The 11414-nt window shown below is 67.8% G+C and carries 11 protein-coding genes; 4 read left to right on the forward strand and 7 right to left on the reverse strand.

Features of this window, described 5'->3' with window-relative positions:
- Positions 1 to 22: 22 nt before the first annotated feature.
- Positions 23 to 1312, forward strand: a complete 1290-nt coding sequence (locus AB0E69_RS29195; RefSeq protein WP_360152980.1) for an aminotransferase class III-fold pyridoxal phosphate-dependent enzyme — start codon at positions 23 to 25, stop codon at positions 1310 to 1312.
- Between the two features lie 44 nt (positions 1313 to 1356).
- Here the strand turns inward: AB0E69_RS29195 and AB0E69_RS29200 are convergent, their stop codons facing one another.
- The 5 genes from AB0E69_RS29200 to AB0E69_RS29220 form a co-directional block, all read right to left on the reverse strand.
- The gene (locus tag AB0E69_RS29200; protein WP_360152983.1) at positions 1357 to 2226 is read right to left on the reverse strand and encodes an amino acid ABC transporter permease; all 870 of its coding nucleotides are present in this window, start codon (positions 2224 to 2226) and stop codon (positions 1357 to 1359) included.
- Complete coding sequence (locus AB0E69_RS29205) at positions 2226 to 2873, reverse strand: amino acid ABC transporter permease (RefSeq protein WP_360152986.1); 648 nt, start codon at positions 2871 to 2873, stop codon at positions 2226 to 2228. The genes AB0E69_RS29200 and AB0E69_RS29205 overlap by 1 nt, the downstream gene beginning before the upstream one ends.
- Positions 2874 to 2942: 69 nt before the next feature.
- The gene (locus tag AB0E69_RS29210; protein WP_360152989.1) at positions 2943 to 3869 is read right to left on the reverse strand and encodes a glutamate ABC transporter substrate-binding protein; all 927 of its coding nucleotides are present in this window, start codon (positions 3867 to 3869) and stop codon (positions 2943 to 2945) included.
- A 55-nt stretch (positions 3870 to 3924) separates the two neighbouring features.
- Entirely contained in the window at positions 3925 to 4653 is a 729-nt protein-coding gene (locus AB0E69_RS29215; RefSeq protein WP_360153128.1) for an amino acid ABC transporter ATP-binding protein, read from the reverse strand.
- 155 nt (positions 4654 to 4808) lie between these two features.
- Complete coding sequence (locus AB0E69_RS29220) at positions 4809 to 6344, reverse strand: amidohydrolase family protein (protein ID WP_360152992.1); 1536 nt, start codon at positions 6342 to 6344, stop codon at positions 4809 to 4811.
- A gap of 100 nt (positions 6345 to 6444) precedes the next feature.
- Between AB0E69_RS29220 and miaB the strand changes: the two genes are divergently transcribed.
- Together miaB and AB0E69_RS29230 are read left to right on the forward strand one after the other, a co-directional pair.
- A complete protein-coding gene (miaB, locus tag AB0E69_RS29225; RefSeq protein WP_360152995.1) occupies positions 6445 to 7917 on the forward strand; it encodes a tRNA (N6-isopentenyl adenosine(37)-C2)-methylthiotransferase MiaB in 1473 nt (490 codons plus the stop codon).
- A complete protein-coding gene (locus AB0E69_RS29230) occupies positions 7914 to 8585 on the forward strand; it encodes a phosphotransferase (protein ID WP_360152998.1) in 672 nt (223 codons plus the stop codon). The genes miaB and AB0E69_RS29230 overlap by 4 nt, the downstream gene beginning before the upstream one ends.
- A gap of 61 nt (positions 8586 to 8646) precedes the next feature.
- Here AB0E69_RS29230 and AB0E69_RS29235 read toward each other — a convergent pair whose 3' ends face one another.
- Together AB0E69_RS29235 and AB0E69_RS29240 are read right to left on the reverse strand one after the other, a co-directional pair.
- Entirely contained in the window at positions 8647 to 10476 is a 1830-nt protein-coding gene (locus AB0E69_RS29235; protein WP_360153001.1) for a LamG-like jellyroll fold domain-containing protein, read from the reverse strand.
- A 68-nt stretch (positions 10477 to 10544) separates the two neighbouring features.
- Entirely contained in the window at positions 10545 to 10997 is a 453-nt protein-coding gene (locus tag AB0E69_RS29240) for an NUDIX domain-containing protein (protein ID WP_360153004.1), read from the reverse strand.
- A gap of 169 nt (positions 10998 to 11166) precedes the next feature.
- On the opposite strand from AB0E69_RS29240, the gene AB0E69_RS29245 reads away from it, so the two are divergent.
- A partial coding sequence (locus AB0E69_RS29245; protein WP_360153007.1) for a hypothetical protein occupies positions 11167 to 11414 on the forward strand: 248 nt, incomplete at its 3' end.

Here is an 11414-nt window from a genome sequence, read left to right on the forward strand (position 1 = left end):
GAAGCGGTGTAATGCTGTCCCCATGACACATGCGGAGCTCTGGGAGCGTCACAAGGCCGTCATGCCGGACTGGCTCGCGTTGTACTACGAGGAGCCGATCGAGATCGTCAAGGGCTCCGGCCGCCGGGTGACCGACGGTGAGGGGAACACGTACCTCGACTTCTTCGCCGGCATTCTCACGAACGCGATCGGCTACGACATCGCGGAGATCTCCGACGCGGTCCGCGAGCAGCTCGGGTCCGGGATCGCGCACACCTCGACGGTGTACCTGATCCGTAAGCAGATCGAGCTGGCCGAGCAGATCGCCGAGCTGTCCGGGATCCCGGACGCGAAGGTGTTCTTCGCCAACTCGGGAACCGAGGCGAACGAGACGGCCCTCCTGCTCGCCACCCAGAACCGCCGCTCCAATCAGGTGCTGGCGATGCGCAACTCCTACCACGGCCGCGCGTTCGGCACGGTCGCGATCACCGGCAACCGCGGCTGGTCCGCGAGCAGCCTGTCGCCGGTGAACGTGCAGTACGTGCAGGGCGCGTACCGGTACCGCAGCCCGTTCCGCGACCTGCCGGACGCCGACTACATCAAGGTCTGCGTCGAGGACCTGCGCAACGTCATCGAGACCACCACGGCCGGCGACGTCGCCTGCCTGATCGCCGAGCCGATCCAGGGCGTCGGCGGGTTCTCCTCCCCGCCGGACGGTCTGTACGCCGCCTTCAAGGAGGTGCTCGACGAGTTCGGCATCCTGTTCATCTCCGACGAGGTGCAGACCGGGTGGGGCCGGACCGGCGACCACTTCTGGGGTATCCAGGCGCACAACGTGGTCCCGGACGCGATGACGTTCGCGAAGGGTCTCGGCAACGGGTTCGCGATCGGTGGCGTGGTCGCCAAGGCCGGGCTGATGGACAGTATCAAGGCGAACTCGCTGTCCACCTTCGGCGGCAACCCGATCTCCACCAGTGCGGCCAAGGCGACCATCGACTACCTGCTCGACAAGGACCTGCAGGCGAACGCGGCCAAGCGCGGCGCCCAGCTCGCCGACGGCCTGCGCGGCATCTCCGACGAGTACCCCGAGCTCGGCGACGTCCGCGGCAAGGGCCTGATGCTGGCCGCCGAGATCATCCACCCGGACGACCGCAAGCCCGACCCGGCCACCACCGCCAAGCTCCAGCAGGAGACCAAGAACCGCGGCCTGCTGGTCGGCAAGGGCGGCCTCTACGGCAACGTCCTCCGGATGGCCCCACCGATGACACTGACCGAGGAAGAGACCACCGAGGCCTTGGAGATCATCCGCGACTCCTTCAACACCCTGCGCTGACCACGAAGCAGAAGACCCCCTCCACCTGGAGGGGGTCTTCTGCGTCAGAGCGGGGCGCCCTGGCCCGGGTCGGTGGTCAGAGGCAGGGGCGGTGGGGCACCGGTGATCTTACGCCGGCGGCGCGAGCGGCCCTCGAGGTACCGGGCCAGGATCGAGAGCAGCGAGCAGAGGCCGATGTAGATCACGGCGATGACGATGTACGTCGGGATGTACGGGAAGCCGTACTGCAGCCGGCCGCCCATCTGCTTGCCGACATACAGGAGCTCGCCGTACGTGATGATGAAGCCGAGCGCGGTGTCCTTCAGCAGGACGACGAGCTGGCTGACGATCGCCGGGAGCATCGCGCTGATCGCCTGTGGCAGCAGCACCAGCCGGACCACCTGGTTCTTCCGCAGACCGAGCGCGTACGACGCCTCCCGCTGACCCTTCGGTACGGCGGCGATGCCGGCGCGGAAGATCTCCGCGAGCACCGAGCCGTTGTAGAGCGTCAGGCCGAAGACGACCGCCCAGAACGGCGTCAGCCCGAGGTGGAACTGCAGGCTGCCGTAGTAGAAGAAGAACATCAGGATCAGCAGCGGGATCGCCCGGAACAGCTCGACGACCAGGACGGCAGGCGCCCGGACCCAGGCATGGTCACTGATCCGCGCCGCCGCGAACACCGCGCCGAACAGCACCGCGAGGACAGCGGCCAGCCCGGCCGCGCGCAGCGTGTTGAGCAGACCGTGCAGCAGCTGGCTCTGGATCGAGGAGTACTGGAACTGGACCCACCGGCGGCTCTCGAACTGGCCGGTCGCGTTCAGCCGATAGACCACCCACGCGATCGCGCCGAGCACCAGCAGGACCACGACCACGTTCAGGATCCGGTTGCGGACCTTCGCCCGCGGACCGGGTACGTCGTACAGCATCGTGCTCATCAGGCCACCGCCGTCCGTCGCTCGGCGTACCGCTGCAGGAAGACCAGCGGAATGATCAGGACCAGGAAGCCGATTGTGATCCAGACCAGCGTGAGCATCTGGTTCGCGCCGCGCTCGGCCATCGCGGCCGGGATCGCACCGGCCTCGGCGACCGAGAAGCCGGCCGCGATCGTGGTGTTCTTCAGCAACGCGATCAGCACGCTGGTCAGCGGCGGCACGATCGCGCGGAACGCCTGCGGCAGCACGATCACGCCGAGCACCTGGACGAACGACATCCCGATCGCGCGGCCCGCCTCGGTCTGTCCCGGCGGGATCGTGTTGATGCCGGACCGGACGACCTCACAGATGAACGCCGAGGTGTAGATCGTCAGCGCGACCACCGCGGACCAGAAGAACGACGGCAGCTCGATGTTCATCTTCGGCGCACCGAAGACCAGGAACGCGAACACCAGGGTCAGCGGGGTGTTCCGGAGTACGTTCACATAGCCGGTGCCGACGCCACGCAGCGCGGGGACCGGCGAGACCCGGAACGTGCCGAGCAGGGTGCCGAGCACCAGGCTGAGCACCCCGGAGATCAGGAACAACTTGATCGTGGTCCAGAACCCGTGTCCGAACAGATCCCAGTTGTCGGTGAGAACCGAGAACATCGCGACCTTCCTGTGTTGAGCACAGACCGGCCGCGGCACCCTCTCGGAGCGCCACGGCCGGCCGGTGGATCAGTACTTCTCGATCGGCGGCGGGGTCGAGTCCGAACCCGACTTGCCGAGCGTGTCGTCGTAGATCTTCTTCCAGGTGCCGTCCGACTCGGACTTCTCCAGGATCGTGTTCACCTGGTCGCGCAGCGCCTTGTCGGCCAGCGGTACGCCGATGCCGTACTTCTCCGTGCTGAACGGCTTGCCGACCACCTTGAGCTCGTCGGGCGCGGTGGCCGCGTAGCCCTTGAGGATCGCGTCGTCGGTGGTGACCGCGTCGGTCTTCTTGTCCAGCAGCTGTGACACGCACTCGGAGTACGTCTTGAACTCCGAGATGTTGCTCGGCTCGGTCAGCTGCTCGTCCTTGACCCGCTGGATCGGGGTCGAGCCGGTCGCGGAGCAGACCTTCTTGCCCTTGAGCGCGGTCTTGCCGGCGTCCATCGAGCTGTCGGACTTGCGGACCAGCAGGTCCTGGCCGGCGACGAAGTACGGACCGGCGAAGCCGACCTGCTTCTTCCGCTTGTCGGTGATCGAGTAGGTGCCGACGTAGTAGTCGATCTCACCGCCGGCGATCGCGGTCTCGCGGTTCGCGGACGGGATCTCCTTGTACTGGATCTTGTCCGGGTCGAAGCCGAGGTTGGCCGACACCATCCGGGCCACCTCGATGTCGAACCCGCAGCGCTTGCCGCTCGCGTCCTTGTAGCCGAGGTTCGGCTGGTCGGCCTTGACGCCGACGACCACGTTGCCGCGGGACTTCGCCTTGGTGAAGGTCGGGCTGCCGGCCACGTCCACACCGCTGGCGACGTCGAACTTGTGCAGGTCGCCGCAGGAGTCGGAGGCGTTGCCGCTTCCGGAGCCGCCGCCGGCGGCGGGCTCGTCCTTGCCGCAGGCCGCAACGGACAGCGCGAGCGCCGCGACGCCGACCGAGGCGACGAGGTTGCGCATTCTCATGATCAGGTTCCCCTTCGTTGGTTGCTACAGCTACTGCTACAGCCGCGGGCGGAGGTCAGTGCTTGAGGATCTTCCCGAGGAAGTCCTGCGCGCGCCGGGAGGCCGGGTTGGTGAAGAAGGTCTCCGGGTCGGACTCTTCGACGATCTCGCCGTCGGCCATGAACACCACCCGGTTCGCCGCGGTCCGGGCGAAGCCCATCTCGTGCGTGACCACGACCATCGTCATGCCCTGCTTGGCCAGGTCGATCATCACCTCGAGGACCTCCTGGATCATCTCCGGGTCGAGCGCCGAGGTGGGCTCGTCGAACAGGATGACCTTCGGGTCCATGGCCAGCGCCCGCGCGATCGCGACCCGCTGCTGCTGACCACCGGACAGCTGAGCCGGGTACTTCGAGGCCTGGCTGGCCACCCCCACCCGCTCCAGCAACTCCATCGCCCGCTTCTCGGCCTGCTTCGGGTCCGTCTTGCGGACCTTGCTCGGGCCGAGGGTGACGTTCTGCAGGATCGTCTTGTGCGCGAACAGGTTGAACGACTGGAACACCATGCCGACGTCGGCGCGCAGCCTGGCGAGCGCCTTGCCCTCGCTCGGCAGCGCCTGGCCGTCCAGCGTGATGCTGCCCGAGTCGATCGGTTCGAGCCGGTTGATCGTCCGGCAGAGCGTCGATTTTCCGGACCCGGACGGGCCGATCACCACGACGACCTCGCCCTGATCGATGGACAGGTTGATGTCCTTCAGGACGTGCAGCTCGCCGAAATGCTTGTTGACACCGGTCAGCGTGACCAAGCCAGTTTTCGTCAGGGTCCCGGAATCGCTCATGGCCAGAACCTACTGGAGGCCGGGGGGCGGGAGCAGCGCTGGGGGGTTCCACGGTGGTAACGATCTGCAATAAACCGGAGCGGGCTGTGAGGTGATCGTCACAGCCCGCTCCACATTGCGCTTCAGTGCGCGGTACTGCGAGTGCCGCAACAGCCACCTGCAGCGATGGTGGCCGCGGTCGGTGGTTCCTTGACCGCTGCCTCGACATCGGCGAGCAGCTGGCGACGTTGTGCGGGAGAAATGACGCGGCCGCGGGTAATGACGGAATTGAGCTGCCGGCTGTTGCGGATGTCGCTCAATGGATCGGCGTCCAATACAACGAGATCGGCAATCTTTCCCGGGTCGACCGAACCCAGTTCCGCATACATGCCCAGGAATCTGGCCGGCTCGGCGGTGGCGGCGTACAACGCCTGGCGGGTCGTCGCGCCGGCGCCGACCAGGTGCTCGAGCTCGTCGTGCAACGCAAAGCCCGGGACGGAGTACGGCGTACCCGTGTCGGTGCCGGCCAGCAGCGGTACGTCGTGCTCGATCAGCTCGCGGACGAACCGCTGCCGCCACGCCCACATCTCCCGCTGGTGCGAGATCTCCTCGGCGGTCCGGTTGGCGGCGTACAGGTTCTGGATCACGTAGTCGTACGTGCCGATCGACTCCTCGCTGAGGTACTTCGCCAGCGTCGGGTCGAGGCTGGTGTAGTCGATCTGGTCGAGGACGTTGTGCATGGTCAGGGTCGGGGTGACGCGGGTGTTGTTGCGGCGCAGCGTGCCGAAGACATCGGCGGCGCGGGCCCGGCTGTACGTGTTCCGGGCCAGCCACTCGATCGGGTGCAGCTCCCGGAACCAGGCGTTGTAGTCGCCCTTGGCCACCTTGATGTCCATGATCATCCGCCGGACCTCGGCCTCGCGGGTGGAGACCGACAGGCCGAGTGAGTGGATGTGCTCGATGCTGCGCTGGCCGGCGTTGCTGACGTCCTTGCTCGTGACCTCGTCCGGGCCGTGGCCGGCGACGGTCAGCCCGACCTTGCGGGCCTCGTCGATGATCGCGGCCCAGGTCGCTCTGGCGAGACGCGAGTAGACCTTGAGGAAGTCGGCTTTCCCGTCCGCCTTGATCGTGCGTACGGCGGCGCGCCCGGCGGCCGGGTCCGCGGCGACGATGACCTGGATCAGGTTCGGGTCCCAGAGCGTCGGGTCGCCGTCGATGATGTTGCTGGCAACGATCATCCGCGGACCGAGTAGGGTGCCGGCGGCGATGCGATCGCGCCAGTCGTAGAGGGTGGGGTTGGTGCCGGACATCTCGCGGACGGTGGTCAGCCCGTTGGCGAGGTAGAGCGGCGGCGAGACCCGCTCGTCGCCGAGGCTGTGAACGTGCATGTCCGCGAGGCCGGGGATGACGTACTTGCCGGTCAGGTCGATGCGCGTCGCGTTGGACGGTACGGCCGGGCGGCCGACGGCGACGATCCGTTCACCGCTGATCAAGACGTTCTGATTGCGGTTGCGACGTCCGGTGGCGACGTCGATGACGGTGGCGTTGGTCAGGGCAGTCAGCCGCGGTGCGGCCGGGCGCGGGGACGCGAAGGCGGACCTACTGGTGAGCGATCCACCGGCAAGGACGGCGGCACCAACAGCGGTCTGAGCGAGGAACTGGCGACGAGAACTGTTCATACCCCTCACTATTCTTGCTGCCGGGGGCAGCGTCAGTGGTTGCAGACCGCCAGCCCGGGTAGGGAAATGTCTACCTAGGCCCGTACTCTTGGTGGCTGTTATGCGTACATATGAGGTCCGCACTTACGGGTGCCAGATGAACGTCCATGACTCCGAGCGGCTGCGCGGGCTGCTGGAGGACGCGGGCTATGTCCGCGCGCCCGAGGGTGACCAGGCCGATGTGGTCGTCTTCAACACATGCGCGGTCCGGGAGAACGCCGACAACAAGCTGTACGGCAACCTCGGGCACCTGGCGCCGGTGAAGGCCAAGACCCCGGGGATGCAGATCGCGGTCGGCGGGTGCCTGGCGCAGAAGGACAAGGCGTCGATCACCCGCAAGGCTCCTTGGGTCGACGTCGTGTTCGGCACGCACAACATCGGGTCGCTGCCGGTGCTGCTGGAGCGGGCGCGGGTCGAGCAGGAGTCGCAGGTCGAGATCCTCGAGTCGCTGGACGTGTTCCCGTCGACGCTGCCGACCCGGCGCGAGTCGCCGTACTCCGCCTGGGTGTCGGTCAGCGTCGGCTGCAACAACACCTGCACGTTCTGCATCGTCCCGGCGCTGCGCGGTCGCGAGAAGGACCGCCGGCCGGGTGATGTGCTGGCCGAGGTCGAGGCGCTGGTCGCCGAGGGCGTGCTCGAGGTGACGCTGCTCGGGCAGAACGTGAACTCGTACGGCGTGGAGTTCGGCGACCGGTTCGCGTTCTCGAAGCTCCTGCGCGCGTGCGGTTCGGTGGACGGGCTGGAGCGGGTTCGGTTCACCTCGCCGCACCCGCGGGACTTCACCGCCGACGTGATCGAGGCGATGGCCGAGACGCCGAACGTGATGCCGTCGCTGCACATGCCGCTGCAGTCCGGCTCGGACGCGGTACTGAAGGCGATGCGGCGCTCGTACCGGCGGGACAGATACCTTCGCATTATTGAAGACGTGCGCGCGGCCATGCCGGACGCGGCCATCACGACGGACATCATCGTCGGCTTCCCGGGGGAGACCGAGGAGGACTTCCAGGGCACGCTCGACGTGGTTCGGCAGGCGCGGTTCGCGAGTGCGTTCACGTTCCAGTACTCGAAGCGTCCGGGGACGCCGGCCGAGTCGATGGCGGACCAAGTACCGCGTGACGTCGTCCAGGATCGGTACGAGCGACTTGTCGCGCTGCAGGACGAGGTGGCGTGGGACGAGAACAAGAAAATGGTCGGCCGTTCGGTCGAGGTGCTCGTTGCGGAGGGGGAGGGGCGCAAGGACGCGGCCACTCACCGGCTCAGCGGGCGCGCTCGCGACAACCGGCTCGTCCACTTCGCGCTTCCCGAGAGTGTCGAGAAGCCGCGGCCGGGTGACATCGTCACGGTCGAGGTCACGTACGCCGCTCCGCACCACCTGAACGCCGACGTTTTCGGAGCGCTTCGCCGTACCCGGGCCGGCGATGCGTGGGAGCGGGCGCAGGACGCGCCGGCTGCTGCCCCGGGCGTGATGTTGGGGATGCCCACGATCGGGGCCAAGCCGCTCGAGCCTGCAGCCGGCGGCTGCCAGGTCGGATGACCGACGGATTGGTCCCGGCGGGGGCGAAACCGTTCGCTTTCGGGCGGGACGCGGACGTGTACGCGATCGACGCGGACTGGGTGGTGCGGCGGTACCGCAACGGCCATCCGGTGCGAGACGAGGCCGACTACATGCGGCACGTGGCGAAGTACGACTACCCGGTGCCCTCGGTTCGCGAGATCGAGGGGCCGGACATGATTATCCAGCGGCTCGACGGCCCGACCCTCGGCGACGCCGCGATCGCGGGCGAGCTCAGCGCGCGGGAGGTCGGCGAGATCCACGCTGACCTGCATCGCCGGTTGCAGGCGATCCCGGCCCCGAGCGGTACGCCGGGTCACGTCGTGATCCACGGCGACCTGCATCCGCTGAACGTGATCGCCACCGCGGACGGTCCGGTCGTCATCGACTGGCGGAACGCGGAGGAGGGTCCGGCCGAGTTCGACGTGGCGATGACGGCGATCATCTTCGCGCAGGTCGCGCTCGATCCGGGGTTCGCCGAGTTGACTCCGTTGCTGCGCGAGGCGTTGGCGACGTACCTCGCCGGCTCGATCGATCCGACCGCCGGGCTGCCGGCGGCGCTGCGGGCCCGGGGCAACAACCCGACGCTGTCTGCCGCGGAGCTCGCGATGCTGCCCGCGCAGGAAGAGCTGATCCGCTCGCATCTGTGAAGGGACCTCACCCAGCCCCTGAACCGGGCGAGGTCCAACTCCTTCAGGCGTCTGAGGCGTCTCAGGCGTTGAGGAACTGTGCCGGCTCGAGGGCGCGGCCAACGATCCGGATCTCGCCGATGTTGCCCGCGAAGGCCTGGTCGATCTCGTTCGCATAGTGGCCGGCGGCAACCAGCCACGGCTTGCCCGCGGTTGCGAGGCCGTTCGACGGGGTGGCCGGGTTGCGGAGCAGCTCGGACGAGTCGACGTACACGACGCTGTGCCGGCCGTCGTTCACGATCGCGAGGTGGAACCATCGGCCGGCGCGCTGCTCGTGGCCCCAGTTGGTGAACGTATCGTTCTTGTCGAGCGGGTAGACCGCCCACTGCACCTGGAGTCCGCCGGAGAACCCGAGCTTCGCCGCCGGCTCGTCCGGGTCGCTGCCGGTCTTGCCGGCGTCGCGTCCGGTGCCGAGGCGGGTGAACAGGCCCTCCCACGAGTGGTCCTGGCCGTCGTCGGCCAGCTTGATGAACGCCTCGATCGTGTACCCGGACCTGAACGTCATCGCGTTCAGCGGCGCGTTGTCGGCGGTCTGCAGGTACCCGCCGCGGGCCGGGTTCTTCCCGCCGGGGAACACCCAGCTCGCGTGGCCCGGCTGGTCCGGGTGATACTCCGTGCTAGCCGTCGGCGCGTCGCCCGCGAGCTGCTTGCGGGTGAGGTCGTTGCCCTTGCCCGACAGATCCTTGACGGTGTCGGTGACCGGGCCGTCGAAGCGCCAGTACGCCGCCGTACCGGGGATGACCAGCTGCTGCGCCGGACGGGCCGGGCGGACCGGGGTCGGGTCGAAGCCGGCGAACCGCTGGGCGAAGTCGATCGGGATGCTGAACCGGTTGGTGTCGTCGGTCAGCTCCAGCTCGAGCTCCTCGAGCAGGTTCCGCTGGGCCGGGTCCTGGCCCATGATCCACGGCGAGATCGTCTCGACGTCGATCGTGTTGCGGGCCAGGTCGAAGTGGTAGAGCCGGACCATGCCGGAGCCGCCGTAGTACCGGTCCTGGTAGTTGGTGATGTGCAGGTGCACGTCGTGGCCCTTGGCGTTCTGCCGGGTGACCCGGCCGGGCGGCCAGTAGTGGCCGTTCATCGTGAGGAAGATCTGGTCGTTGTCGTCAACCAGCTGGTCCCAGACCCGGTTGCCGAAGCCGCTGAAGTAGGCGGTCGGGTCGCCGGCGTCGGCGTAGACCAGCTCGTGGATGGTCAGGATGACCGGCAGCTTCGGGTGCTTCGCGATCACGTCGCGGGCCCAGGCGAAGCTGGCGTCCGACGGGCGCCAGTCCATTGCCAGCAGCAACCACTGACGGCCGGCGGCGCGGAAGACGTGGTACTGGTTGTAGCCGTTCGGCGTGGAGCCGCCGTACGTCGGCATGCCTTTGAAACGCTTGGGCGGGAAGGTTCGCAGGTACGGCGAGTCGCCGCGGGTGTCGTCCTTCGAGCCGTCGATGTCGTGGTTGCCGGCCAGGACGGAGTACGGGAAGCGGGCCCGGTCGAGGATCTTGAAGACCGGGTCGGCCTGGGCGAACTCCATCGCCAGCGCGTTCTCGGTGACGTCGCCGAGGTGCGCCATGAAGACGATGTTCTCCTCGGCGCGATTCTCGATCAGCCAGTCGAAGGTCGCGGTCAGCGGCGCGGGGTCGCCACGGTCCTGGTCGAACTGGTACTGCGTGTCCGGCACGACCGCGAGCGTGAACCGCGGGTGCTGGGTGTCGATCCGGCCCATGTGGCCCTGGACCTGCTGCGCCTGCTCGCCGGCCGCTGTCGCCGTACCTGTGCTCAGAACACCTGAGGTGACCGCTGCACCCGCCGTGAGAACCCCGGCCTGCAGCAGCCGCCGCCGGCTGGTTCCGTCGTACTCGCCCATCGGTCCACCCTCTCGATCGCTGACACCGCAGCGAACACTATGGGGTGGCGCCCTTCGGGATGGTGAACTCAGGCAAAACCCTGGACGATCACCGCAGGAAGCCCGCCGGTTGTCATCCCGCTGATCACCCGAGCCTCGTGCGGTACGCGCGGCTCCGGCAACTTGTCCAACGCGAACCACTCCAGCGCGTCGGCCTTCTCCGGCTCCATCAGCCGCGGCTCACCCACCCACTTGTCGGCCGTGAAGAAGAAGTCCACCCGCTCGTCGATCGGATCCCCGTTCCCACCGGTCCGATGCATCGCCGTCACCGGCTGCAGATCCGCGGGGTCGATCTCCACCCCCACCTCTTCCCTGACCTCCCGCACCGCCGCCTCAACCACCGACTCCCCCCGCTCCACATGCCCGGCCGGCACCGCCCAGAACCCATCCATGTACCCGGTGTTCGCCCGCAACATCAACAACACCTCATCCCCCCGCCGCAAAACCACATAAGCCGCCGGCACCACCCGAAACCGATCCATCCCCCCAACCTAATAACCCCCACCGACACTCCTCGTGGTGGGGCAAGAACATCCCCCGGAAAAAACACGCCCGCGAAAGGACACGCCTTCGGCGCGGCTGTCTTATTGCCGCCTCCGGCGGGGCGCGGCAGGTGGTGACGCGCTGGGCGTGATCGGCGGGGTGGATGTGGTGACGCGGAAAGGTCACGCCTTCGGCGCGGCTGTCTATTGCCGCCTCCGGCGGGGCGCAGCAGGTGGTGACGGGCGGGCCGTGTTCGGCGTACTGGATGTGGTGACGGACGGAGAGGTCACGCCTTCGGCGCGGCTGTCTTATTGCCGCCTGCGGCGGGGCGCGGCAGGTGGTGACGCGCTGGGCGTGATCGGCGGGGTGGATGTGGTGACGCGGAAAGGTCACGCCTTCGGCGCGGCTGTCTATTG

The organism is Kribbella sp. NPDC026611 (genome assembly GCF_040638345.1).
GTDB lineage: Bacteria > Actinomycetota > Actinomycetes > Propionibacteriales > Kribbellaceae > Kribbella.

Excerpts from the sequence above, each read along its gene's own strand:
- AB0E69_RS29195 (WP_360152980.1), top strand. The coding sequence starts at position 23 with ATGACACATGCGGAGCTCTGGGAGCGTCACAAGGCCGTCATGCCGGAC.
- AB0E69_RS29200 (WP_360152983.1), bottom strand. The coding sequence starts at position 2,226 with ATGAGCACGATGCTGTACGACGTACCCGGTCCGCGGGCGAAGGTCCGC.
- AB0E69_RS29205 (WP_360152986.1), bottom strand. The coding sequence starts at position 2,873 with ATGTTCTCGGTTCTCACCGACAACTGGGATCTGTTCGGACACGGGTTC.
- AB0E69_RS29210 (WP_360152989.1), bottom strand. The coding sequence starts at position 3,869 with ATGAGAATGCGCAACCTCGTCGCCTCGGTCGGCGTCGCGGCGCTCGCG.
- AB0E69_RS29220 (WP_360152992.1), bottom strand. The coding sequence starts at position 6,344 with ATGAACAGTTCTCGTCGCCAGTTCCTCGCTCAGACCGCTGTTGGTGCC.
- miaB (WP_360152995.1), top strand. The coding sequence starts at position 6,445 with ATGCGTACATATGAGGTCCGCACTTACGGGTGCCAGATGAACGTCCAT.
- AB0E69_RS29230 (WP_360152998.1), top strand. The coding sequence starts at position 7,914 with ATGACCGACGGATTGGTCCCGGCGGGGGCGAAACCGTTCGCTTTCGGG.
- AB0E69_RS29235 (WP_360153001.1), bottom strand. The coding sequence starts at position 10,476 with ATGGGCGAGTACGACGGAACCAGCCGGCGGCGGCTGCTGCAGGCCGGG.
- AB0E69_RS29240 (WP_360153004.1), bottom strand. The coding sequence starts at position 10,997 with ATGGATCGGTTTCGGGTGGTGCCGGCGGCTTATGTGGTTTTGCGGCGG.